Raw genomic sequence first — 24,644 nt, 5'->3', positions numbered from 1 at the left:
CGCCCGTAGCCTGGTCGGCATGTCCCACTCCGTACCTCCCGCCGACTCCGCGCGTCCCGCATCCGCGGTGAACGCGGAGATCCGTGCGCTCTGGTCGCGCACCCGCGGGACCTTGTCGGAGGTGGAGGCCGCCCGATACGAACGGCTGCTGGTGGAGTGGGCCGCGGCGGTCCGGACCGACGCGCAAGAGGCTGCCTGAGCACCACGGCCGTCACACGGCCCTCCGCCTCCCGACCTCGGGGAGCAGGGCGGGATTGACGATCGCGACGATCGATTCGACCTGTGCGAGGTCGGCGGCCGCCCAGAGGACGTCGCGCGCGGCACGGTATTTCGCGGCGAGCCGGTCGCGCTCCGCCTCCGTAAGGCGCGCGGCACGCTCCGGGATGCTGTTGTGCGCGTTGTCGGCGATCTTCACCAGGGTGGCGTCCCGGCTGCGGGTGATGCGGCGGATCTTCTCCTCGTACGCCATGCCGGGCTGGTTGGTGACGGCTTCGACGATACCGACGACGCGGTCGGGGATCCCGGCGGTGCGAAGCTTCTCGGGCGTCCAGTCCGTGTCCTCGACGATGTCGTGCAGCAGCCCGGCCATTTCGAGTTCGGGGCCGAGGTGCGCCAGTCCGGCGGCGACCCCCCGCACATGGTCCACATAGGGCACACCGACCTTGTCGAGCTGCCCTTCATGGGCAGTGGCGACGAGCGCGTCCACTTCCTTCACCGACTTCACGGACTTCACCGGTTGCCTCCTCGGCTCTCTCATCCCACGGCCTTCACCGTAAACGCCGCGGTGCGGACCTTCCCCTCGTGCTGGAAGTCGAGAAACAGCCGGTAGGTGCCCGCACTTGGGGCGGTCGCAGTGAACGACACCACCGGGCCCGGCCCTCCCGCGTTGGGGTGGACGTGCAGATACGCGAGGTCGCCGGAGCGCAGGGCGACCAGGTGCCCGTACGCCCCCAGATAGGGCTGGAGGTCGGTGACGGGCTTGCCGTCCTTCCGTACGGTCAGCCTCAACTCGCCCGCGCTGCCGGAGTGCAGGGCGCCCGAGAGAGCAACCTGATAGCCGTCGACCTCGGCCGTGGCGCGGACGGGCGGCAGAGGTGCCGGACTCCCCGTGCCCGAGACCGTGAGGCCGGCGCCCAGCGTGTGCCCCTCGGCGCCCTCGGCAGCGGGCGTGAAGTCGGCGAAGACCCGGTACGCACCGGCCTTCGGCAACCGTACCGGCGTCGACCAGGTACTGTCGGCAGCGCGCACCGGATGCAGATGGCGGTACTCGGTCAGGTCGCGCGAGGCGACGATGAAGTGCAGCTCCTTGCCGTGCTCGCGGCGGTAGGCGGTGACATTGCGGCCGTCCTCGCCCTTGACGGCGAACCGGATCTCGGCGGACGCGCCCGCGGCGACCTCGGGCGTCTCCAGCGCCAGGGTGTAGCCGCCCTCCGAGCTCCTGAGCCCGGTGGCCGCAGCGCCTCCCCCGGCGGCCGGCTCCTCATGTCCCCCGTGCTCACCGCCGGCGTCGTGGCTGTCCTGCGCGCCGTGCCCCCGGTCGACGGCGACCACCGGGTCGACCGCCTGGCCCACTCCGTAGGCGGTGCCGAAGGTGGCGGCGATCGCGGCTGCGAAAGCGGTGATCTTCAGTCCGGTGTTCATGACGCGTCCCCTGCTCCTCGGAGTGGCTTCCGATACGCCACACTATACCCCTAGGGGGTATCCGGTCCACGGTTCGCAGCTCAGGAAAACGCACGGCGGCGGGCCCGCCGCATCCCTTGCGAAACACAGCAGACCCGCCGCCACCCCCGGCTCAGTGGCCGTGCGTCCCCCCGCCCGACGCCCCCGTGAGCCGGATGTCGCGCGAGGACGCGCCCACGTACACCGGGCGCTCCCCCCGGGCGCGTACCCAACGGCCGCGGCCCGTGTCCCAGTAGGAGAGCTGCCGTGCGTCGATGCGCACGGTCACCCGGCGGGACTCCCCCGGGTCCAGTTCGACGCGCTCGAAGCCGGAGAGGGACTTCACCGCCATCTCCACGGGCGCTCCGTGCGCCGCGCCCAGGTACACCTGCGCCACCTCGGCACCGGAGCGGCGGCCGCGGTTGGTGACGGTGAAGCTCACCGCGAGACCGTCGCCGTCCTGGCGCACGGAGAGCCGCCCGTACCCGAACTCCGTGTAGGACAAGCCGTGTCCGAACGGGAAGAGCGGTTCGGTGCCCGCCTTGTCGAACCCCCGGTAGCCGGTGAAGATGCCTTCGCTGTACGTCACGACCTCGTCCACGCCCAGGTAGCGCTCGGGGTGGCCGGGCGCGTGCGCGGGGTGGTCGGTGAGCTGCTTCGGGTACGTGACCGCGAGCCGCCCGCTCGGGCTGACGCGACCGAGCAACAGGTCCGCCGTGGCCCAGCCGCCCTCCTGGCCCACGTATCCGGCCCGCAGGATCGTGCCGACCTGCCGGCGCCAGGGCATGGTGTTGGGGGTGCCGGTGTTCAGGACCAGGACCGTGCGCGGGTTGGCCGCCGCGACGGCGGAGATCAGCTCGTCCTGGTGGTCGGGGAGGGCGAGCGAGCCGGTCTCGGTCGCGCCGCCGAAGGAGCCGCCCGCGCCGTTGTACGCGAAGACCACCGGGGTGTGCACGCTGCGGGCCAGGGCGGCAGCCTCCCGGATGTTGGCCGCGCGCTGCTCGGGGGTGACCCAGGCGAAGCGGACCTGGACGGGGCCGCGGTCGGCGATGTTCTCCGCCCAGCCCGTCGCGGTGATCTTCAGTGCGTAGGTCTTTCCGGCGGTGAGCGTCAGTGACGTGCGCCCGTTGTCGAGCCCGTCGGTGGTGGGCACGATGCTGCTCCACTTGCGGACGAAACTGTCGCGCGAGGTGGCCGCGGAGACGAGCTGGGTCCCGTCGAGCGCGAGGCTGACGGCGGCGCCCCAGCCCTGGATGTGCAGGGCGTACTCACCGGTGGTCGGCGGAGTGAAGCTGCCGGTCCAGGTCTGGGTGGATCCGGTGGCGAAGGCCTTGGAGCCGGTGAAGTCGACGGTCCTGTCGCTGATTTGGGCCCCGGTGGCGGAGGTGCGGGTGAGTCCGCCGGGGAACGCGGAGGCGGGCACAGCGGTCCCCGTGAGGTCGAGTCCGGCCGCGTAACGGATGTGCGCGTCGCGTCCCGCGGTCCGCCGCAGCGCGTCGAGCGGGCCCACCATGCGGTCCTCGAACCCGTACGCCCGCTCCCCGGAAGCGGAGATCGCGACCTGGGCCCCGGTCGGTCCGATGAGGGCGAGATCGCGGAGTGCGGAGCGGCTCAGCGGGAGGCCGCCGTCGTTGGCGAGCAGCACCGCACCCTGCGCGGCCACTTCGCGGGCGACGCGCGCCCCTGCCTCGACGTCGATGCGGCGGCGTGCGGGCACCCGGGTGGAGTCGAGCATGCCGAAGGCGTCGTACTGGCCGAGGATGCGGGCGACCGCGGTGTCGAGCGCCTCCTGCGGGATCGATCCTGCGGCGATCGCGGCCTTGAGCGCGGCGCCGAAGTAGCCGCCGTCGGGCATCTGCATGTCGAGACCGGCCCCGATGGAGGCGCTGCTGTGGGTGGCGCCCCAGTCGGAGGTGACGAAGCCGTCGAAGCCGAGTTCGCCGCGGAGGATGCCGGTGAGCGTGGTGCTGTTCTCGGAGTTCCACCGGCCGTTGAGGTGGTTATACGCGGCCATCACCGAGGCGACGCCTGCGCGGACCACCGCTTCCCAGGCGGGCAGGTAGATCTCGTGGAGGGTGCGGTCGTCGACCCGGAAGTCGTAGGCACCCTCGCCGGTGGTGAAGTCGCCGTTCTGGCCGACGGACTGGTTGTTGGCGAGGAAGTGCTTGGCCTGGGCGAGCATGCCCTGCGCCTGTACGCCCTCGACCTGCGCGACACCGATGAGCGCGTTGAGGTACGGGTCCTCGCCCGCCTGGTCCTTGTTGCGGCTGAAGAGCGGGGTGCGGGAGAGCTCGATCTGCGGGGCGAGGAGCACGTCCATGCCGAGCGTGCGGCCCTCGCGTCCCATGACGGCCCCGTACTCGCGGGCGAGGCCGGGGTTGAAAGTCGAGCCGAGAGTGGAGACCGGGGGAAGTCCGGTGGCCGATCGGGCGACATTGACGCCGGCCGGGCCGTCGGTCAGCCGCAGTTCAGGGATGCCCAGGCGCTCGACGCCGGGCAGATAGCCGGCCTGACCGAGTCTCTGAGGGTCGGTCGCGCCGTGGACCAGGGATATCTTCTCGTCGAGCGTGAGACGGGCGAGCAGTGTGCGCACCCGCTTCGAGCCGAACGCCGAGGCGGGGGCTGCGGCAGCGGCGGGCGCCGCTGCGGCGAGGGGGCCGGCGGCGGCCAGGAAGGCGAAGGCAGCTGCGGTACCACCGAGTTGTTTGAAGAGATCGCGTCGGCTGGTACCTGAAGTGGTGTTGTTCGGTGCGGCGGACATGACGAAACAACCTCCGGAGAAGGAGTCGCCGCGCAGCACGCGGTGCGGGCTCCATCGCCCGCGCGGCTTGGGGTCCGGATCCCGCAACCCGGACAGAACTTGAACTGCTCACACGTGTAAGTGCGGTGTTACGAGGAGCGAGTCTTGGTCGCGCGCAACGTCTCGTCAAGACATGTGACAGAAGAACTTGTCCGAGGATGCGATGCGTTCAGGAAATGAACACATCGTTCAGAGGCGTTCGGCCACCACCAGCCGCCAGTTGGGGCTGCCGTCCTCGCGGCGCCCGAACTCCTCCATCGGCAGCAGCCGCACCGCGAAACCGGCCCTCTCCAGATCCTCGGACACTCCCCGGAGCGGGAAGGTCCGGTAGTACATGACGAACGAAGGACGCCACAGCGCGTTGCGGACCCGCATCACGGAGTCGAAGCCGAGCATCGCCCAGTAGAGCGGGGAACTCAGGGGCTGGGGCGCCCCGATAGGGAAGGCGAACACACCGCCGGGCCGCAGCGCCCGGTGCACGCCGGCGAACACCGCGGGCCGCTCGGAGGGCAGGAAATGTCCGAACGCCCCGAAGCTCACGGCAAGATCGAAGTCCCCCTCGAACGGCAGCTCGCGCGCATCGGCCCGCACCCAGTCCACCGCGGGCGCCCCCTCGGCCGGTACGGATTCCCGCGCGGCCTCCAGCATCCCGGCGCTGAAGTCGACTCCCACGACGCGCTTGCGGCAGACCGGCTTCAGCATGCCGACACCCGCGCCCGTCCCGCAGCAGACGTCGAGTCCCGCGTCGAAGGGTCCCAGCGCCTCCAGCATCTCGCCCGTGGCGTCGAGGAACCGCTCCGGGGTACGGAACGGGGTGTGGTCGAACTTCGGAGCCAGCAGGTCGTAGCCGCGCTCGATGGAGGAGAGCGCCTGTACGGTGAGCTCGCGGAATGTGGGTCCCTCAGTGGTGAACACCGGCCCCAGCGTACCCAGTGATCCAGCCCCCGCCCCGTAGATCCGCACCACGATTCCACAAGTCGTGCTATGGTGCGTACAGCACTTGTGTACGCCGCGATGACGGCGCCGGTGCTTGTTCCTCTTCACCCCGCTGATGCGCCCGTCGTTTCCGACCCGCGATCCAGCACCTCTGCACTACCTCTTCCTTCCCGGCCCAGGGCTTCTCTGCCCGTCGTCCGGGGCGTGATGTCACCGCCCCCACCCCCGCCGGGACTCACTTCATCCTGTCCGCGAAAGGACATCCATCATGACCACCACACTCGAACACCCGCCTGTCCAGACCCCTTTGACCCAGGTCACCGGCGTCCTGGACGTCACACGCCAGGGGAACGGTTTCCTCCGTTCCGCCAACTGCCTTCCCTCGTCCGGCGACACCCAGGTGTCCGCCGCCCTGATCCGCCAACACGCCCTGCGTACGGGCGATGTCGTCGAAGGCGCCTGCGCCAAGCAGCGCATCCTCAGCCGAGTCGAGCGCGTCAACGGCCGTGAGCCCGGAGCGCTGCGCGGCCGGCCGCACTTCCGCGACCTCACCCCGCTCCACCCCGACCAGCGGCTCCGGCTCGAAAGCCCCGCCGGGGGCGTGACGACCCGGCTGGTCGATCTCGTCGCACCGGTCGGCAAGGGCCAGCGCGGACTCATCGTCGCGCCGCCCAAGACCGGCAAGACCGTACTGCTGCAGCAGCTCGCCGCCTCCATCGCCGCCAACCACCCGGAGTGCCACCTGATGGTGGTGCTGCTGGACGAGCGGCCCGAGGAGGTCACCGACATGCGCCGTTCCGTACGGGGCGAGGTCCTCGCCTCCACCTTCGACCGGCCGGCGAAGGAACACATCGCCCTGGCCGAACTCGCCGTGGAGCGTGCCAAGCGCCTCGTCGAGCAGGGCCAGGACGTCGTGATCCTGCTCGACTCCCTCACCCGGCTCTGCCGGGCCCACAACAACGCGGCCTCGACCGGTGGCCGCACCCTCAGCGGCGGCGTCGACGCGGCCGCCGTGAACGGCCCCAAGCGCCTGTTCGGTGCCGCGCGCAACACCGAGGAGGCCGGTTCCCTCACGATCCTCGCCACGGCGCTCGTCGACACCGGCTCCCGGGCCGACAACTACTTCTTCGAAGAGCTGAAGAGCACCGGCAACATGGAGCTGCGCCTGGACCGCGCTCTCGCGGACAACCGGGTCTTCCCCGCCGTCGACATCACCCCGTCCGGCACCCGCCGCGAGGAACTCCTGGTTCCCGCCGCCGAGTTGAACGCCGTACGCGGACTGCGCCGCGTCCTGCACACCCGGGACAACCAGGCCACCCTGGAGACGCTCCTGAGCAAGCTCCGCGCCACGCCGGACAACGCGACCTTCCTCCGGCAGATCCACCAGACCGTCCCCGGCGCCTGACCCTCAGTCCGCCGCTTTGACGACCCGGCCGTGGTCGTCGGGACCGTCACGCTGGACAGGAACCCGCGTGTCGGAATACCCGCCACCGCCGGCCAGCGCGGCATCGAGACGCCGCCGCAGATTCTGGTTCTCGGCGTAGAGGTCGGCCAGCACCCGGACCTTGGCCCGTACGGCCCAGGGATCGACGGGCTTGACCAGGAAGTCCGCGACACCGAGGTGGTAGGCGCGGGCCGCGAGATCGTCGTCCCGGCCCAGACCGGTCATCAGGATGACCGGCAGATCCCGCGTGTGATCCAGCTTCTTCAGGTACGCGAGCACCTCGAGGCCGTCCATCTGCGGCATGATCACATCGAGAACGATCACCGCTATCCCGCCACGCATGACCGTCTTGAGCGCTTCGTCCCCACTGCGCGCACAGATCACCGGGCGACCCACGGGGCGCAGCACGCTTTCGACCGCGAAGAGGTTGTCCTCGCGGTCGTCCACCACAAGGATCTTCCAAGCAGTGTCCACGCCGCCACACTCCCCCCGACCGGAAGTCCCACGGTAAACCGCACCCGGCAGCGGCGGCAGTCTCGCACCAGGAAAGATGGGTCGTTATGCCGCGTTATGCATGAATCATCCCGGAAATACCGCCTCCGGATCGGAGTCCAGCACCCCTCCACCCACCAAGGTCGCCGGGTGCCCGCCGCGTTCCGCCCGTGCCAGCGCCGCCCGCAGCAGGCGCGCCGCGAACGGGTCGACGCCCGTGACGGCCGTCAGGTCGAGCACCAGTCGGCCACCCGGCTCCGGCGCCCCGGGCGCCAGGCCGTGGAGGAGCCGCTCCACGGCGGTGAAGTCGAGGAATCCCCGTGCCACCAGGCGCAGTTCGCGATCGCCGTCCGCGGTGGCGCGCGTCAGCGTCGGGGAGAACTGCACGGGACGGCGCATCAGATGCAGTCCGTACCGCTCGGACAGGTCCCGCAGCGCGGCAACCCCGCGGACCGAGTTGCCGTGCACGTCGAGCAGCGGGCTGAAGACGGCGACTCCGAAGCGGCCGGGGCCGGCCGCGACCAGTCCGCCGGAGACTCCGCTCTTCGCGGGAAGCCCCACGTGCAGCAGCCAGTCGCCGGACGCGTCGTACATGCCGCACGAGGCCATCACGGAGAGCACCTGCACCGCGACCTCCTCGGCCACCACCGTGTCGCCGTTCACCGGGTTGACCCCGCCGTTGGCCAGGGTCGCGGTCATCACGGCGAGGTCGGCCGTGGTCACCCGTACCGAACACTGCTGGAAGTAGGTGTCCACCACCTCGGCCGGATCGCCGGGCAGCGACCCCGCGCTGCTCATCAGGAAGGCCAGGGCGCGATTGCGGTCCCCAGTCTTCGCCTCCGACGCGTACACGGCTTCGTCGACGTCGAGGGGGCGTCCCGCGAACCGGCTCAGACAGTCCAGGATGTGGCCGAACCGCTCCTTCTGGGTGGCTCCGGACACCAGGCCCGTGGTGGCGATCGCCCCCGCGTTGATCATCGCGTTCGCCGGCCTGCCGGTACGCGGCTCCAGGCTGATGGCGTTGAACGCGTCGCCGCTCGGCTCCGTACCGACCCAGCGGGTCACCTCGTCCAGGCCGAGGCAGGACAGGGCGAGGGCGTAGACGAAGGGTTTTGACACCGACTGGACGGTGAACGGGGTCTGCGCCGTTCCTGCCTGGTAGCAGTGGCCCTCCATGCTCACCAGGGCGATCCCGAAGGCTTCCGGGTCGGCCAGTGCCAGCTGGGGGATGTAGTCGGCGAGGCTGCCCTCGCGCAGCGGTGCGAAGCGCTCGTGGAGCTCTGCCAGCGAGTCGGTCACCACTCCGGGCATGGGGCGGTACGTCACCATTTCGTCATCGTAGGCATGAAAAGGGCTGGTGCGCCTGCGCCCGGGTCGCCACCGCGGTGCAGCAGGCACAGCATGGATCCATGGGTCTGCCAGCCTCTGTCCTGAGGGTGCTCCGCCCGGTCCTGTGTGTGCTCGCCGTCCTGTGCGTCGTCGCCGTGGCCGGGGCGGCCACCGCGCGCAGCACCGTCCTCAGCGCCGGTTTCTACCGCTCCGCGCTCGACGACGAGCACGCCTGGGACCGGGTCTACGACGAGGTGCTGGTCGACCCGCAGATCACCCCGGTGACCAGGAACCTGCTGGGGCAGCTGCCCGTGCCCGAGGCGATCCTGACCTCCAACCTCAAGATCGTGCTGCCGCCGGAGACCCTGCGCTCCGTGGCCGACCAGCAGATCTCGGAGGTGATCGGCTATCTGCGGGGCGAACACGACACCCTGCGGCTGACGGTCGACGTGCGGCGGCTGAGCACCAATGTGGGCACTCTCGCGCAGATCTACTTCGGCGACCTGGTCGCCTCCCTGCAGCAGCAGCCCGAGCCCGACTTCCAGGCCTTCGTCCAGGGTCTCGACCAGGCCACCCGCGACATCGCCGCCGGCCGGGCGCCTGCCGGGCTGCCCAAGCTGGCCCTGTCCCGCGAAGAGGCCGCAACGGCCACCGACGCCCTGCTCAGAGCCGTACCGGCGGCCGACCGTGCGGCGCTGCGCCCCGAGGTCGAGGTGGCGCTGGAGAGCGGCGACGTCGGTACGGCACTGGCGGCCGTCGGGCCCGCCGCGTTCTCGGGCCGTACGCAGGATGCCGCCGCACAGCTCCGGGAGGCGGCGGACGGCGGCAACTGGAACATCACGGCGGACCTCGACACCTCCGAGGGGGGCCTCGCCACGGTGCACCAGGTGCGGTCCGCGACCCGCCTGGCGCTGGGCGTGGTGGAGCCCGTCGCCGCCGCCCTGGGGCTCGCGGCGCTGGCGGCGCTCTGGCTGACCGGGCCCGCCTCGCTCTCGCGCCGCCTGACGCTGCTGGGCTGGACGCTCGCCGCGGGCGGGCTGCTGTACGCGCTCGCTGTCGCGGTCGTCCGGTGGAGTACGGGCGGGTCGGTCGTCGAGCCCTCCGCGTCCTGGCCGGAGTCGGTGGCCCGGCTGGTGGACGACGTCCAGCGGACGGCGGTGAACCGGGCGCTGACCGTCGCGCTGGTGACGGCTGTGATTCCGGTCGTGGCCGGTGCCCTGCTGGTCACGCTGGCCTGGGTGCTGCGCACGCGCCCTGCGCTCGGTGCCGCTCCGCGCCGGCCGGTCCGGGCCGCGGCCGGAGCGACGGCGTTCGCGCTGGCCGGGATCGCCCTGGTGCCCGTCGCCTTCTCCGGGCAGGGTCCTCGTATCTGCCAGGGCAGCAGCCGACTGTGCGACCGGCCGTACGACGAGGTCGCCCAGGTCACCTCCCACAACGCGATGTCGACGACCGCCGACAAGTTCATCGGTCCCCTGCAGGACCCGCTGATCGTCGGGCAGTTGAACGGCGGCGTGCGCGCCCTGCAGATCGACACCTACCACTGGGAGAGCCCCGAGGACGTCACCGAGCGGCTCCAGGACTCGGGGCTGCCCGAGGAGCAGCAGCGCCAACTCGCCGCCGCCATCAACCGGTTCAACCCGCCGCGCGAGGGAACCTGGCTCTGCCACGCGGTCTGCCGGGCGGGTGCGATCCCGCTCGTCCCGACGCTGGAGCAGATCGGCGGCTGGCTGCGCGCACACCCCTCGGAGATCCTGACACTGATCGTCCAGGACGCCATCAGCGGCGAAGAGACCGAGCGCGCCTTCGACCAGGCGGGGCTGAAGGATCTTCTGTACGTACCGGACGAGGACCCCGACCGCCCGTGGCCGACGCTCGGCGAGATGATCGACAGCGGCAAGCGGCTGGTGGTCTTCGCCGAGCAGGCGGACGGGCCCGCGCCCTGGTACCGGAACTTCTACCGCTACGGGATGGAGACGCCCTTCTCCTTCCAGAGCCCGGAGGAGCTGAGCTGCGTCCCGCACCGCGGGGGCACCGGCAAGCGGCTCTTCCTGCTCAATCACTTCATCACCGTCGCCGGCGGCAGCCGCCTGGACGCGGGGAAGATCAACACCAAGGCGCAGGTGCTGGAGCGCGCGCACGCCTGCGAGCGGGAGCGCGGCCGGCCGGTGAACTTCGTCGCCGTCGACTACACGACGATCGGGAACACCCGAGGCGCGGTCGACGCGCTCAACGCCGAGCGGGGCTAGGACTGCGGCTGGGATGCGCCCAGGAGCGAACTGCGGGCCACCAGAGCCGCGTTGAGGTGCTGGAGGTCGGTGGGGCGGGACGGTGAGAGGCCGGTGAGCCGGGCGATGCGGCGGATGCGGTAGTCGACCGTGTTGGGGTGGATGTGCAGGGCTGCCGCCGCTGACCTGCGGTCGAGGCCGCAGCCCAGGTACGTCTCCAGGGTGTGCAGCAGCTCCGGTCTGCTCTCCAGCGGGGCGACCAGCCGGGCCAGCCCGTCGCGGGCCACGCTCGGCCGGCTCAGCTGGTAGTCGAGGAGGACGTCCGAGAGCCGGTAGAGGCCCGGACCGCGCCCGGTCGACCGTACGACGTCGACGATCTCCGCGGTGTGCGCCACCGCGCCGGGGACGGCAGCAGGCTCGACGACATCACCTGCCGCCGTGACCGGTACGGAGGCCGAGCGCGCGGCCCCGTCGATCAGCACGCAGAGCTCCTCCCAGGGCGGCGGGGCGGCCACCGGCAGCAGGACGGTGCCGCCCTCGCTGTCGAGCGCGGTCAGGGCCGGCTCGCCCGCGTACCGGTCGAGTGCCGCCCGTACGCGTCGGATCTTGCGGCGGGTGGCGATGCGCGCGCCAGGCCCTGGCTCCGCCTCGTCGGGGTGCGCGCCGAAGGAGACGGTGAGGGCGGCGTAGAGCGCTGCGGGGCGGGGTCCTGCCCGCAGCAGTCCCGGTGCGTCGCCGGTGAGCAGCGCGGCCATCAGGGCGTGGCGCCCGCCGTGCTCCTGGCTGTCGAGGATCTGCCGCGCCTCCAGGTAGGCGGCGCTGACGGCCGAGGTCAACTGCCGCTGCAGCACCATGATGTGGGCGACGGCCTCCTGTACGTCGGCGAGTTCGCCCGGGCCCGCTTCCGCGGAGATCTCGTCCCAGCACATCGCCGTGCCGAGGTGGTACGCGGTGAGAATGGCGTCCAGCGGCACCCCCTCCTCGGCGCGCTGGGCTGCGGAGTCGCGCTGCTGGTCGAGTTCGGCGTCGGTGGCGGGGCGCCGGTGTTCGACCACGTCGGCGAAGAGCCGCAGATTGTGCTGGACGATGTCGGCGATGTCGCCCGCGACCTCCTCGCTCGGCAGGCCCGCGTAGACGGGCAGTTCGGCGAGGAGCCGGTCGACGACCCGGCGGGCGAGGACGGGAACCCGGGCCCTGAGGTACGGAGCGACCGGGCGGCCGCCGATCCACAGCGCCCTCCCCGGCCCGGGCGGTCCCGCTTCTTTGTCATGCGTCACAAAGGCCCCCGCCGAAGTCTGCGTTACCCACCAGTTAAAGAGCGTCACTTGAGTCTGCAAGATAACCGGCGGCACAGTCCATCACCGCAGTGACAGCAGCCGGGAGCCGCAGTGAACTCTCCGTACAGCAAAGGGAATTGCCCGAGACTCCGCCGACTGGCCAGGACGGCCCTGGGCGTGGCCGCACTGGCGGGCACCGCGCTGGGTGTCGGCGCGTCCCCCGCGTCGGCCGACACCGCGGCGCGACAGGTCTATGTGGCGCTCGGCGACTCGATGGCCTCGGGTCCGCTGGTGCCGCCCATCACCGGGCCGCTCGCCTGCGGCCGCTCGACGCGCAACTACGCGCACCTGCTGGCCGCCCGGCTGAACGTCGACGAGTTCCGAGACGTGACGTGCAGCGGCGCGGACACCGGTGACATGACGCAGCCGCAGAAGCTCTCCCTGCTGGGGGTGGACGCGGGCACCGCCCCGCCGCAGTTCGACGCGCTGAGCGCGGACACCACCCTGGTCTCGCTCACCATCGGCGGCAATGATGCCGGTCTGGTGGGCGTCGCACAGAACTGTATGCAGCTCAACCCGTTCGGCGACCACTGCAAGGACTCGTACGTCCAGGACGGGGTCGACCAGGAGGCGCTGCGCATCGACGCGCTGGGGCCGAAGCTCGCCGCCGTACTGGACACCATTCACCAGCGCTCCCCGCAGGCCCGGGTCCTGGTCACGGGGTACGGCGACTACATCAAGAAGGGCGGCTGCTGGCCGGTCGTGCCGGTGCTCGGCAGTGACGCCGACTGGCTGCAGGGCAGCGTCGACCGGATGAACGGGGTGATAGCCGCGCAGTCGGCCGACCACGGCGCCGAGTACGTCGACGTACGGACGCCGAGCAAGGGGCACGACGCCTGCCAGGTGCCGGGCGTGAAGTGGCTGGAGGGCTTCGTGCCGACCAACCTGGCGGCACCGCTGCACCCCAACGCGCTCGGCGAGGCGGCGTACGCGAACTTCGTCGCCGCCCGGATCGGCGGCTGACCGAACTCATGCGCATCCGTGTTCTCACGGTGCTGGCGGCGGCGCTCGGCGCCGCCGCCGCACTGCTGTCGCCCACCACGTCCCAGGCCGCCGCCACTCACGCACAGGTGCGCGGCTGCGACCCTCTCGCCCCCGCCGAGTGCCTGCTGCCGTTCCCCAACGACTGGTTCACGCGCGCCGATTCCTCCACTGCCACCGGGCGGCGGGTGGACTTCACCTCCGCCACGCTCCCCACGAACGCGGCGGGCGTCCCCGCGGACCCCACCGCCTGGAACCGCTCCGACGGCTTCTCACCGGGTTCGGCGTTGATCGTGCAGGTGCCCGGGCTCGATCTGAACGCCACCGGCGCCGCACCGCTCACCGACATCGGCCGCTCGCTCGACGCGAACGCCCCCATCGTGCTGATGGACGCCGCGACGGGCGAACGGTGGCCGTACTGGGCGGAGTTGGACTCCAATGCCACGAGCCCCGACCGCCAGGCGCTGCTCGTCCACCCGGCCCGCAACTTCCGCGAGGGCCACCGCTATGTGGTGGCCCTGCGCTCCCTCAAGGGCTCCGACGGCCGTACGCTGCCGGCCTCCGAGGCGTTCAGGGCGGTGTCCGGCCACCGGCTCCCCCGCAGCAACCCGCTGTACGAGCGTCAGCGCGCTCTGCGGCCCGCGCTCGACGCGCTGCAGCGCCGCCATGTGACGACCAGGGGTCTCTACCTGGCCTGGGACTTCACCGTGGCCAGCGCCCGCAGCCTCACCGGCGATCTCTTCTCGCTGCGCGACGACGCGTTCCGCCGTCTCGGCTCCGGAGCACCGGAGTTCAAGGTCACCGGCGTGAAGGACTTCACCGCCGCACAGGATCCGTCCATCGCCCGCGAGGTCTCCGGCCAGGTCACCGTCCCCAGCTATCTCTCGCTGCCTGGCGGACTCCCCGGATCCACCCTCCACCGCGGCCGCGACGGCCGACCGGACCGGTTGCCGGGCAACACCCAACTCGCCCTGTTCCGCTGCGAGATACCCCGCTCGGCCTTCACCTCGCCGTCCCGCCCCTCGCTGTACGGGCACGGACTGCTCGGCAGCCGCAACGAGGTCGGAGCGGGCAACGTCAAGGCGATGGCCGCCGAGCACAACTTCACCTTCTGCTCGACCGACTGGATCGGCATGGCCCAGGAGGACATCCCCGTCGTCCTCGGCGCCCTGGCCGACCTGAGTCTCTTCCCCGCCGTCCCCGAGCGCTCGGAGCAGGGCATGCTCAACGCCCTCTTCCTGGGACGCGATCTGATCCATCCGCACGGGCTGACCGCCGACGCCTCCTTCCGCACTCCCGACGGGCGCCCGCTGCTCGACACCGCGCACGGTCTCGCGTACGACGGGAACAGCCAGGGCGGCATCCTGGGCGGCGCACTCGTCGCCGCGTCGAAGGACATCCGCCGCGGGGTCCTCGGCGTCACCGGGATGAATTACGGACTGCTCCTCAACCGCAGCGCCGACTTCGCCCCCTTCCAGCAGGTCCTGGACGTCGCCTACCCGGACAAGCTCCGGCAGCAGGTGGTCCTGCAGCTGTTCCAGATGGTGTGGGACCGAGGCGAGACGAACGGTTACGCCGCCCAACTCACCGACCACCACCAGGTATTGATGCACATCGCGTACGGCGACCACCAGGTGGCCAATGCCGCCGCCGAGGTCGAGGCCCGTACGATCGGCGCCCGGATCGTCACGCCCGCACTGGCCCCCGGCCGCAGTCCCGACCGGGTGCCGTACTGGGGCATCCGTACAGTCTCCGCCGCTCAACTCCCTTATCAGGGCTCGGCGATGGTGGTCTGGGACAGCGGCACACCGAGCCCGCCGGTCACCAACACCCCTCCCACGGAACCCGCCTACGGTCACGACCCGCACTCGGACCCCCGCAACTCGTCAGCCGCCCGTCAGCAGAAGGCCACCTTCCTGACCACCGGGCAGGTCATAGATGTCTGCGGCACCCTCCCCTGCACCGCCATCCCCACACCCTGACCGGAGGATCACCGTCATGCGTACGCAACGGAAGGTGACCGGCGCCGCCCTCGCCACACTCCTGCTCATCGGCGCCGGCCCGGCCCTGGCGGCCCCCGCGGCCGCCGCACCCCTGTCCGCCGCAGCTCTGTCCGCCGCTCCCGCGCCGTTCACCGCGGCCGAGGCCCACCTCACCGCCGACGGCGGCTACACCCTCGCCTGGGCGTCGCCCGCCGCCTCGGTCACCGTCACGGCCGTCACCGACCCGGCGGCCACCACCGGGACAACCCTCGGCACGGCGGCGGGTTCGGGCTCGCTCACCGTCCCTGCGGGGACGCTGCCGGCCGCGGAACGCTGGTACTTCCGCCTCACCCCCGACGGCGGCACCCCGCTCGTCGTCGCCGAGCGTTCCCTCTCCATCGCGTCGGCGAAGAACTTCCGGGACGTCGGCGGCTACCGTACGACCGACGGCCGCTGGGTGCGCACCGGCCTCGCCTACCGCTCCAACAAGCTGTCCTCGCTCACCCCCGCCGAGCAGCAGAAGCTCCTCTCCCAGCACATCACGCTCGACGTCGACCTGCGCAACTCCTCGGAGCGCAAGGACGATCCGGACGCGCTCCCTGCCGGAATCCGCTACCAGGTCGCCGACGTCGTCTCGCTCAGCCACGGCATCGGCTTCCACAGCTCGGCCCTCCTCACTCTCGCCGGCGCCCTGGCCGCAGGCCTCTTCTCCGGCTCCTCGGACCTCGGCCAGTCCATCGGCTACCCCTTCATGGTCGACTTCAAGGGCGCCGACTACGCCTTCCACGATCTGCTGACCGCCGTGGCCACCAACGACGGCGCCACCGTCTACCACTGCTCAGCGGGCAAGGACCGCACCGGCTGGAGCACCGCCGTCCTCCTCACGCTCCTCGGCGTCCCGCGCGCCACCGTCGAGGCGGACTTCCTCGCCAGCAATACGTACACGGGCGACCCCAAGGCGGTGGAACTGTCCTGGCTGCGCGCCGCGTTCGCGGAGGTCGACCACATCTACGGCAGCTTCGACGCGTATCTGCACCAGGGGCTCAAGCTCGATGACGCCACGATCGCCACGCTGCGCGCCAAGCTGCTCACCTGACGAGAAGGCGAGGGCCCCGACCGATGAACCGCATCCGCACGACACTCACCTGCACCGCACTGGCCGTGGCGCTCGCCCTGCTGCCGCAGTCGGCTAGCGCCGCCACCTGGTCCCGTACGCCCGACTACCAGCGATGGACGGCCCTGACCGCTCTCACGCGCGGTCAGGGCATCGCGACGGACAACACGTCCTTCTACTACTCGGGCACCTACAGCCTGGTCAGAACGACGGTCTCCGGCGACCACGAGACCGCGTCGAACCCCTTCGCGATCCCGCCGGCGCTCAGCAGCAAGTACGGAACCGACCACATCGGCGACATCGACTACGCGGACGGCCGGATCGTCGCACCCCTGGAGGACGGCAAGAACTACCAGCACCCGCTCCTCGCCCTCTTCACCACCGACCTCGCCTACACCGGCAGTTACGTCCAGCTCCCGCACGACCTCTTCCCCGACGGCGTCCCCTGGGTGGCCGTCGACGCGGCGGCCGGACTCGTCTATGCCGCCGCCTGGAACCAGGACTCCGCCCACTCCACCGACCAGCTCGTCGTCTTCGGCCTGAACGACCTGCGGACACTGCCGGCCGGTTCGGCGCTCCCCGTGCTGCGTACGGTGAAGCTGTCGCGCCCGCTGAGCAGGATCCAGGGCGCCACGCTCTTCCGGGGCAGGCTCTACGCCTCGGTGGACATCTCCGGCGACAAGTCCGTGTACGCGATCGATCCCGTCACGGGCGCGGTCACCCGGGAGTTCGCCCAGGACGTCGAGGCGGACGACGAGACCGAGGGCATCACCGCGCTCGATCTCGGGCCGTCCGGAGGCCAGCTCCACATCCTCAATGTGGGCTCCGGCTGGAAGTCGGTCTTCCTCTATCTGCAGCACTACGCCACGGCCGGCTGACGTCCGTCTTCCACCACCGGATTCCATACTGTATACAAAAGGAGGTAGGTGGCGGCCCCTCACCGGGCCGCCGCCAGGAGTCCGCCCTGCCCAGGAGGCGATCCATCAGCATGCCCCCAACTGCCACCACCCGGAGCGGCGTTGCACCGACGGCTCCACCACCGTGGTACCGGAGCAAGGCCCCGTCGCGCATGCCGACCCGGTCGCTCCTGATCGCCACCGCGTCGTCGGTCGGCGCGCTCGTCCTCCTGGTCGTGGTGGGTGTCTGGTGGGGTCAGACGCTGCTGATTCCCCCGCTCGCGGCGAGCATGTCCCTGGTGACGGCAGCATCGGCGACGCCGCTCGGGCAGCCGCGCAATGTGATCGGCGGTCAACTCGCTTCCGCGGTAACGGGCTTCCTGGTCCTGTACGCCGGCGGTGCCAACAAGTGGAGCGCCGCGGTCGCGGGAGGCCTGTCGGTGGGCGTGATGCTGGTCCTGCGGATGACACATTCGCCCGCGGCGGCCACCGCCGTCATCGTGGCGCTCACCGATCCTGCCCCGGCCCCTTTTCTGGGTCTGCTCGCGGTGGGTTCGCTGCTGCTGGTGACCGTGGGAGTGGTAGCCGCCCGCGCGGCCCGTCAGCCGTACCCCGTCTACTGGTGGTGAGTGCCGCGCTCGAGCTCAAGTCACGCTCCGCCGGGGCTGTGTGACGCCCTCTCAGACTGATGCGGTTCCGGTACACCCCTGAGGCCACACCAACCCCGGAGGCACCCCTTGAACCGTCAGCTCGTCAGAGGCATCGGCGTGTCGGCCACCGCCCTGCTCGCCGTCACGGCACTCAGCTCGACCGCCACCGCAGCCCCCGCCGACAAGCCGCAGGTGCTCTCGTCCTGGACCCAGACCACCGCCTCCAGCTACAACGCGTTCATCGCCGCCCGCAACAACCAGGGGGCCTGGTCCGCGTACGGATTCAACTGGACCACCGACTACTGCTCGACCTCTCCGGACAACCCGCTCGGCTTCAAGTTCGAACTCCCCTGTGCGCGGCACGACTTCGGCTACCGCAACTACAAGGCGATAGGCACCTTCGACGCCAACAAGGCACGCCTCGACAGCGCCCTCTACGAGGACCTCAAGCGGGTCTGCGCGCCCATGAGCACCGTGCCGAAGGCCGCGTGCAACTCGCTGGCGTGGACGTACTACCAGGCGGTCAAGGCCCTCGGCTGATCGTTTCCGGTCACGAGCGCCCCGCCGGACGGCGGGGCGCTCGGCTCAGGAGCAGGTCGTGCCGCGTTCGGGGAGCCGGCCGTCGAAGAGGTACGTGTCGATGGCCTTGGCCGCGCACCGGACTTGGGGATACGACCCGTGCCCCTCGGCCCGCACGGTCAGCAGCACGCCGACACCCGTCCCCAGCTCGTTCACCATGTGCGGTCCGCCCTCGTACGGGGTCGTCGGGTCGCCGGTGTTGGCGACGACGAGGATCGGGGCGGCGCCGGGCGCGCTGACGTCGGGGGTGGCGCTCTCGCCTGCGAACGGCCAGTCGAAGCAGAGGTAGACGTTTCCGGAGAGTGCCTTGCCGAAGACCGGTGAGGCCTCGGTGACCCGCTCGGCCATGTCGTCGTACTGCGTGAATCCGGGGCGCAGGTTGGAGTCGGCGCAGGTGATGGCGACGAGGGCGGACGTGCCGTTGCCGCCCGATGACGAGCCCTGCCGGGCCCGCGCGCCCGGCTCGTGGTCGTAGGCCTTGCGCATCAACTGGCTGCCGGATCCCTGCTCGACGACCTGCTTGAGTGCCTTGATCAAGGACGCCCAGCTGTCCTCGCCGAGGTCCAGAAAGTTCGCGATGGCGAGCGCGGTGAGTTCGCCGTTCAGCTTCTCCTTGCCGCCCGTGGGGGCGGGTGTCTTGTCGAGCTTGTCCATCAGCTCGATGACGCGCCGGTCGGCCTGCCCGGGGTCGCTGCCGGTGGGGCAGTCGTCGTCGCTGCTCGCGCAGTGCTGTGCGAAGCGCTCGAAAGCGCGCTGGACAGCCTTGGCCTGGCTGACGTCCGCCTGCGCGCGGTCCTGCGTGGGGTCGACGGGCGCATCGAGCACGAGTCTGCCCACGTTCTTCGGGTAGAGGTGGGCGTAGACGGCGCCCAGCTTGGTGCCGTAGGACACGCCGAAGTAGTTCAGCTTCTTGTCACCGAGGAGATAGCGCATCAGGTCCAGATCGCGCGCGGTGTGCGAAGTCCCCACGTACGGCAGGAACTTGCCGGAATACCGCTTGCAGGCGTCGCTGCCCTCGTACGCCTTCGCACCGCAGTTGACGGGAATGGTCCCACCGACCCCTCGCGGATCGAAGCTGACCAGGTCGTACCGCTCGCCCAACGACCTGTACATCCCCTCGAACTCGGGGAGCTCCATGACGCCCGACACTCCGGGTCCTCCGAAGTTGAGCAGCAACGACCCGAGGCGCTTGTTCTCCGGACCGGTGGCCCGCTTCCGTATCAGCGCGACGCCGATCGTTTCGCGGGCGGGCTTCCGGTAGTCCAGCGGCGCCTTCATCGTGGCGCATTCCCAGCCGGCGCCCGGGGCGTCGCCGTTGCCCTGTGCAGCGGTCGGTGCCGGGCAGGCGGACCAGTGGAGCCGCTGACCGGCGGTCAGGGCGGCGGGCAGCCCCGGTGGCGGATTCGACGCCTTCGCCTCGACCCGGCGTCCCGTCCCGCCGCCTCCACCCGGCCCCGCGTGCTTGCCGGGGTCGCACCCGGCGCCTGCGGCCGTCACGACGGCCGCCAGCAGGGTCGCGGCAGCACGGCGACGGAACATCCGGGCCGAATCCCCTGCATTCCAGACCCACTTGTACATACGGAGCCCCCTGCTCTTCACACGTTCCACTCGCGTACCGTACGGTCCTTGCCGCCGCACTCGGCGGCACCCTGGGGAGGAAGGCACGATGACGGATCCGGCGGCGCAGCCGTGGGAATCGAAGCTGACGTCGGTGGTGGTGTACGCACGCGGCGCGGTCTGCCGGCGGCTGGCCCGTGGAGTCGTGCCGTCGGACGGCCGGGTACGGGTGAGCGGACTGCCGCGGTCGCTGGACCGGGACTCCCTGCGCGCCCGCGTCGTGGACACGCCGGGCGTCCGGGTCAGCGAGGTGCGGCCGGCCGTCGAGGCCGAACCGGTGGCGCCCGGCACCCATCACGAGCTGTACCTCGAGGTGGAGCGGCTGCACGAGGCGCAGCGCGTCGCGCAGGTACGGCGGGACCGGCAGGCAGGGCGCATCGAAGCGGTCTCGGCGCTGCGCCCGGTCCCGCCGCCGCGCAAGCGTGAGGATCCGCACCGGCGCACTCCCGTCGACGCATGGCTGGATCTCGCGGGCTTCGTCGACGGGCGGCTGACGGCTCTGCACGACGGGCTCGCGGAACTGGACGCGGAGCTCCGCCGGATCGAGCACGAACTCGGCCTCGCCACGGACCGGCTCGCGCGCGCGTCCACGGACGCTCCGCACACGCCTGTGCATACGACCGTCCTGGCCGAACTCACCGTGGACGGAGCCGAGTCGGACGCCGACGGGACCGCAGTGGAGGTGGAGCTGGAGTACCGCGTGCCGGGCGCGGTCTGGGTTCCGGCCTATCGATTGACGCATCGTCAGGGGGAGGGCGACGCACAGCTGGTGCTCCGCGCCACCGTCGCGCAGCGCACCGGGGAGGACTGGTCGGATGTGCAGCTCGGTCTGTCCACCGCCGATCTGCTGCGCCCCACCGGCGTCCCGAAACTCCGCTCGCTGCGGATCGGGCGCCGGCAGGCCGTCCCCGAGCCGTCCGGCTGGCGCGAGCCTCCGGCGGGGCTCGCCGACCTGTTCACCGGGTACGTCGCGGCGGGGCCGCGCCCTGCCCCTGCCCCTGTCCGGAAAGCTGTGGCGTCCGTCGGCTACGCGGAGGAGCCCGCGGGGTTCGGCGCGCCGTACTCCCTCGCACCACCCGCGCCCGGCGCAGCGGCCGACACCGCACCGCAGGGCTACGGGGGTGCCGCGCCCCTGCCACCGCCATCGGCTCGTCCTCGTACGGGCGGCGGCGCCAGACCCGCCGCGCCCGCTCCCCCCGGCCAGGCCTCGGCACCGCCCCCTCCCCCGCCGCTGGGGCCGCCGCAGCCCAGCGCCTCGGAACTCGACTACTCCGACCTCGTCCTGTCCGGACCCGATGAGCACGGCGGCCGGCGCGGTCTCCTACTGCCGGGCTCCCCCACCGACGCGGTGGCCTCCGAGTACCGGCGCCGCGCGGAGCTGCCGAGCTCGCTGCCGCTGCCCAGTCATGCGGTGCGCCCCCGCGAGTCGGCAGGGTCGTTCGACCACCGCTACGACGCCTCGGACCCCACGGACATCCCTTCCGACGGCACCTGGCACACCGTCACCGTCGCCCGGCTCCCGATGGGCCTGCGCACCGAGTACGTGTGCGTGCCGTCCGTCGACGAGACCGTGTACGCGACCCTGCTGGTCTCCAACACCACCGACCAGGCGCTTCTGGCGGGCCCCGTGGACATCACGGTCGACGGCGAACATCTGCCGACCACGGCACTTCCGACCCTGGCGCCCGGCGCCACCGGCCGGGTGGGACTCGGACCGGCCGAGGCAGTCCGGGCCGCCCGCCGTACGGAGCTGCGCGAATCCACCGCGGGGCTGCGCAACACGACCGCGGTGTTCGACCACCGCGTCCATGTGGAGCTGGCCAACCGCCTCGCCCGGCAGGTCACCGTGGAGGTGCGCGAGCGCGTCCCTGTGACGTCCGAGCCCGACGTACGCATCGAGGAACGAGGCAACTGGCAACACCCGGTGGACGGTGAGGACGGGCCCGAGCATCACGTGCCCGGCACGCGCCTGTGGCGGGTGGACGTGCCCGCGGGCGGCACCACCGTGCTCGACGGCGGCTACGAGATCCGCATCCCGGCCGCCAAGGCCCTCACCGGCGGCAACCGGAGGAGCTGACACCCGCCATGTACGAATCACCGACATCTCCGACCCCGACTCCCCTGCCCGTGACCGCGGTGACCTGCCTGGAGGACCGCGCCCACGTCGAGCGCACCACCACCGTGGAGGTGGCGGCCGGAGTCCAGCGGCTGCTCCTCGGCCCCGTCAGCGCGCTTGCCGTCGACCGCAGCCTGCACGCGGAACTCACCGGCGCCCCGGACGCCGCCGTCGTCGACGTACGGCTGGTGCGGGCCTGGACACCGCGCAGTCCGCAGCCGCCGACGGACGAGGACTCCCGGCTGCGTCGCCACGCCCACGCCCTGGAGGAGGAGCGCCGTCCGCTGGAGCAGCGGCGCGACAGGCTCCGGACCCGCCTCGACGTGCTCGGGAAGCTGTCCGCCGATCTGCTGCGGGACATCGGTGAGGGCGCCGGTTCGGGCGAGACCGAGGCGGAGCGCTGGGAGCGCGAGCTGGACCGGGTGGATGCCGAGATCGACACCCACGACGACGAACTCCGGTCCACAGAAGCCCAGTCGGCGAGGCTCGCGGCCGAGCTGAAGCAGACCTGGCAGGCGCTGGACCTCGCCGAGGAGGAACCCCCGGCGCTGACCGCCCACATCGAACTGACGGTGCGCGCACGATCCGCCGGTACGGCCCACCTGCGCCTGAGCCATCTCACGCCCTGCGCCGCGTGGCGCCCCGCCTACCGCGCCGCGCTCGGCGACGGCGAACTGACGCTGCAGACCGACGCGGTGGTGTGGCAGCGCACCGGCGAGGACTGGACCGACGTACGGCTGACGCTGTCGACGGCCCGGTCGGCCCACGCCACCGCCCCGCCCCGGCTGGTGGCGGACCGGCTCACCCTCCGGGACCGGTCCACGGCCGAACGCCGCACGGTCGACGTGGAGTTGCGCGAAGAAGACATCACGGATCTCGGTCCGACTCCGGTCGCCGGTCTGCCGGGCGTGGACGACGGCGGCGAGGCACGCGTCCTGCACGCATCCGCACCGGTCAGCGTGCCCAGCGACGGACGCGCCCACCGCACACCGCTGACCTCCGCCGTCTCGGCGGCACGGAGCGAGTACGCCTGCGCGCCCGAACTCTCCCCGCTGGTCACCGAGGTGGTGCGGTTCGCCAACACCTCGGGCCATGCGCTGCTCGCCGGTCCCGTGGACCTCGTCCGCGGCAGCGGGTTCACCGGCCGCGGCACGCTGGCCTTCACCGCCCAGGGCGCCCCCGCCGAGCTGGCGTTCGGCAGTTCGGACACCTTCCGCGTGATCCGTGAGACCGACGAGTCCCGCGACACCACCGGACTCACCCACCGTACGGTCGTCACCCGTACGGTCCGGCTGCATCTCTCGCGGTTCTCCGCGCCGGACGAGACCGGAGAACGCGTGGTCGGCCTACGGGAGCGGATCCCGGTCTCCGAGGTGTCGGAGGTCGAGGTCCGGCTCCGCAAAGAGGCCTGCTCCCCCGCCCCGGACTCGCTCGACGCCGAGGGCATCGCCCGCTGGAACGTCGCGCTGCCGCCCGGGGGCCGGCGCACGGTGACGCTCGTCTACGAACTGTCGTCGAGCGGAAAGGTGACGGGGGTATGAGGGCGGGGTTACGGAAGGACGTGCCCGGCCGCGCGGAAGAGGCGGTACCACTCCTCACGCGTGAGCGGGAGGTCCGAGCCCGCCGCGGACTCCGCGACCCGGCCCGGGTTGGTGGTACCGAGCACCACCTGCATGTGTGCCGGGTGCCGGGTGATCCATGCGACCGCGATGCCGGTCGGGGTCACCTCGTACTTCGCGGCCAACTCCTCGAGGGCGGTGTTCAGTTCGGCGAAGTTCTCCCGGTCGCCGATGAAGACCCCGTCGAAGAAGCCCTTCTGGAACGGCGACCACGCCTGCAGGGTCATGCCGTGCAGCCGCGAGTAGTCGAGGAGGCCGTTGTCGCGGTCGACCGACTGGTCGAGGCCGCCCATGTTCGCGGCGATGCCCGAGGCGATCATCGGGCAGTGGGTGATGCTCAACTGCACCTGGTTGGCCACCAGCGGCCGGCGCACCGCGGTCTTCAGCAGTTCGATCTGGCCCGGGGTGTGGTTGGAGACGCCGAAGTTCACGACCTTCCCCGCGGCGTGCAGCTCGTCGAAGGCCGCGGCCACCTCCTCGGGCTCCACGAGGGTGTCGGGCCGGTGCAGCAGGAGCATGTCGAGGTAGTCGGTGCGCAGGGCCGCGAGCGACTCGTCGACGGTGCGCAGGATGTGCTCTTTGGAGAAGTCGAAGAAGCCGGGCCGGATACCGACCTTGCTCTGGATGACGATCGATTCGCGCTCCGCGGCGGAGAGTTTGACGGCCTCGCCGAAGCGCTGCTCGCAGGCGTGCCGCGACGGGCCGTAGATGTCCGCGTGGTCGAAGGTGTTGATCCCGGCGTCACGGGCGCTGCCGTACAGGGTGCGGATGTCGTCATCGGCCATTTCGGCGATGCGCATCAGGCCCAGGACGACGTTCGAGGACTGCAGTTCGGTGTCGGGGAAGGTGATCGTCTTCATGGGTCCAT

20 protein-coding genes are annotated in these 24,644 nt (G+C 71.3%); 11 read left to right on the top strand and 9 right to left on the bottom strand.

Going from position 1 to position 24,644, the window contains the following annotated elements; genetic code table 11:
* The first annotated feature begins 19 nt into the window (after nucleotides 1–19).
* Nucleotides 20–199: a hypothetical protein gene (locus tag OG707_RS37975; protein WP_329126426.1), complete on the top strand. Its 180-nt coding sequence runs from the start codon at nucleotides 20–22 to the stop codon at nucleotides 197–199.
* A 12-nt stretch (nucleotides 200–211) separates the two neighbouring features.
* Here OG707_RS37975 and OG707_RS37970 read toward each other — a convergent pair whose 3' ends face one another.
* From OG707_RS37970 to OG707_RS37955, 4 genes are all read right to left on the bottom strand, one after another.
* The gene (locus tag OG707_RS37970) at nucleotides 212–724 is read right to left on the bottom strand and encodes an HD domain-containing protein (RefSeq protein WP_329128193.1); all 513 of its coding nucleotides are present in this window, start codon (nucleotides 722–724) and stop codon (nucleotides 212–214) included.
* Between the two features lie 29 nt (nucleotides 725–753).
* Entirely contained in the window at nucleotides 754–1,641 is an 888-nt protein-coding gene (locus OG707_RS37965; protein WP_329126425.1) for a hypothetical protein, read from the bottom strand.
* Nucleotides 1,642–1,792: 151 nt separating this feature from the next.
* Nucleotides 1,793–4,420, bottom strand: coding sequence for a glycoside hydrolase family 3 protein (locus tag OG707_RS37960; protein ID WP_329126424.1), 2,628 nt, complete (start codon nucleotides 4,418–4,420; stop codon nucleotides 1,793–1,795).
* Between the two features lie 228 nt (nucleotides 4,421–4,648).
* On the bottom strand, nucleotides 4,649–5,374 hold the full coding sequence (locus OG707_RS37955) for a class I SAM-dependent methyltransferase (RefSeq protein WP_329126423.1): 726 nt from the start codon (nucleotides 5,372–5,374) through the stop codon (nucleotides 4,649–4,651).
* 289 nt (nucleotides 5,375–5,663) lie between these two features.
* On the opposite strand from OG707_RS37955, the gene rho reads away from it, so the two are divergent.
* Nucleotides 5,664–6,800, top strand: coding sequence for a transcription termination factor Rho (rho, locus tag OG707_RS37950; protein WP_329126422.1), 1,137 nt, complete (start codon nucleotides 5,664–5,666; stop codon nucleotides 6,798–6,800).
* Nucleotides 6,801–6,803: 3 nt separating this feature from the next.
* Here rho and OG707_RS37945 read toward each other — a convergent pair whose 3' ends face one another.
* On the bottom strand, nucleotides 6,804–7,313 hold the full coding sequence (locus OG707_RS37945; protein WP_329126421.1) for a response regulator: 510 nt from the start codon (nucleotides 7,311–7,313) through the stop codon (nucleotides 6,804–6,806).
* A gap of 105 nt (nucleotides 7,314–7,418) precedes the next feature.
* Nucleotides 7,419–8,660, bottom strand: coding sequence for a glutaminase A (gene glsA, locus OG707_RS37940; RefSeq protein ID WP_329126420.1), 1,242 nt, complete (start codon nucleotides 8,658–8,660; stop codon nucleotides 7,419–7,421).
* Nucleotides 8,661–8,740: 80 nt separating this feature from the next.
* On the opposite strand from glsA, the gene OG707_RS37935 reads away from it, so the two are divergent.
* Nucleotides 8,741–10,906 carry a PI-PLC domain-containing protein gene (locus OG707_RS37935; RefSeq protein ID WP_329126419.1) on the top strand — a complete coding sequence of 722 codons (2,166 nt, stop codon included), beginning with the start codon at nucleotides 8,741–8,743 and terminating at the stop codon, nucleotides 10,904–10,906.
* On the opposite strand, the gene OG707_RS37930 is transcribed toward OG707_RS37935, so the two are convergent.
* On the bottom strand, nucleotides 10,903–12,162 hold the full coding sequence (locus OG707_RS37930) for a PucR family transcriptional regulator (RefSeq protein WP_443071445.1): 1,260 nt from the start codon (nucleotides 12,160–12,162) through the stop codon (nucleotides 10,903–10,905). The two genes, OG707_RS37935 and OG707_RS37930, sit on opposite strands and share 4 nt — an antisense overlap.
* 111 nt (nucleotides 12,163–12,273) lie before the next feature.
* On the opposite strand from OG707_RS37930, the gene OG707_RS37925 reads away from it, so the two are divergent.
* From OG707_RS37925 to OG707_RS37900, 6 genes are all read left to right on the top strand, one after another.
* Complete coding sequence (locus OG707_RS37925) at nucleotides 12,274–13,185, top strand: SGNH/GDSL hydrolase family protein (protein ID WP_443071444.1); 912 nt, start codon at nucleotides 12,274–12,276, stop codon at nucleotides 13,183–13,185.
* A gap of 8 nt (nucleotides 13,186–13,193) precedes the next feature.
* Nucleotides 13,194–15,185, top strand: a complete 1,992-nt coding sequence (locus OG707_RS37920; protein ID WP_329126418.1) for a hypothetical protein — start codon at nucleotides 13,194–13,196, stop codon at nucleotides 15,183–15,185.
* Between the two features lie 16 nt (nucleotides 15,186–15,201).
* The gene (locus OG707_RS37915; RefSeq protein WP_329126417.1) at nucleotides 15,202–16,281 is read left to right on the top strand and encodes a tyrosine-protein phosphatase; all 1,080 of its coding nucleotides are present in this window, start codon (nucleotides 15,202–15,204) and stop codon (nucleotides 16,279–16,281) included.
* A gap of 23 nt (nucleotides 16,282–16,304) precedes the next feature.
* Nucleotides 16,305–17,177, top strand: coding sequence for a hypothetical protein (locus OG707_RS37910; protein WP_329126416.1), 873 nt, complete (start codon nucleotides 16,305–16,307; stop codon nucleotides 17,175–17,177).
* 191 nt (nucleotides 17,178–17,368) lie between these two features.
* On the top strand, nucleotides 17,369–17,824 hold the full coding sequence (locus OG707_RS37905; protein WP_329126415.1) for an HPP family protein: 456 nt from the start codon (nucleotides 17,369–17,371) through the stop codon (nucleotides 17,822–17,824).
* A gap of 132 nt (nucleotides 17,825–17,956) precedes the next feature.
* On the top strand, nucleotides 17,957–18,385 hold the full coding sequence (locus OG707_RS37900) for a phospholipase (protein ID WP_443071513.1): 429 nt from the start codon (nucleotides 17,957–17,959) through the stop codon (nucleotides 18,383–18,385).
* A 45-nt stretch (nucleotides 18,386–18,430) separates the two neighbouring features.
* Here the strand turns inward: OG707_RS37900 and OG707_RS37895 are convergent, their stop codons facing one another.
* On the bottom strand, nucleotides 18,431–19,963 hold the full coding sequence (locus OG707_RS37895; RefSeq protein WP_329126413.1) for an alpha/beta hydrolase: 1,533 nt from the start codon (nucleotides 19,961–19,963) through the stop codon (nucleotides 18,431–18,433).
* A gap of 127 nt (nucleotides 19,964–20,090) precedes the next feature.
* Between OG707_RS37895 and OG707_RS37890 the strand changes: the two genes are divergently transcribed.
* Nucleotides 20,091–22,118 (top strand): DUF4139 domain-containing protein, encoded by a 2,028-nt coding sequence (locus OG707_RS37890; RefSeq protein WP_329126412.1) that lies wholly within the window; start codon nucleotides 20,091–20,093, stop codon nucleotides 22,116–22,118.
* 8 nt (nucleotides 22,119–22,126) lie between these two features.
* Nucleotides 22,127–23,698, top strand: coding sequence for a mucoidy inhibitor MuiA family protein (locus tag OG707_RS37885; protein WP_329126411.1), 1,572 nt, complete (start codon nucleotides 22,127–22,129; stop codon nucleotides 23,696–23,698).
* Between the two features lie 8 nt (nucleotides 23,699–23,706).
* Here the strand turns inward: OG707_RS37885 and OG707_RS37880 are convergent, their stop codons facing one another.
* Complete coding sequence (locus tag OG707_RS37880) at nucleotides 23,707–24,636, bottom strand: aldo/keto reductase (RefSeq protein WP_329126410.1); 930 nt, start codon at nucleotides 24,634–24,636, stop codon at nucleotides 23,707–23,709.
* Nucleotides 24,637–24,644 lie beyond the last annotated feature (8 nt).

Origin of the sequence: Streptomyces sp. NBC_01465, assembly GCF_036227325.1 — a bacterium.
Classification (GTDB): Bacteria; Actinomycetota; Actinomycetes; order Streptomycetales; family Streptomycetaceae; genus Streptomyces.
Note: the sequence above shows the minus strand (reverse complement) of the source record. Positions and strands in the feature narration are given on the sequence as shown.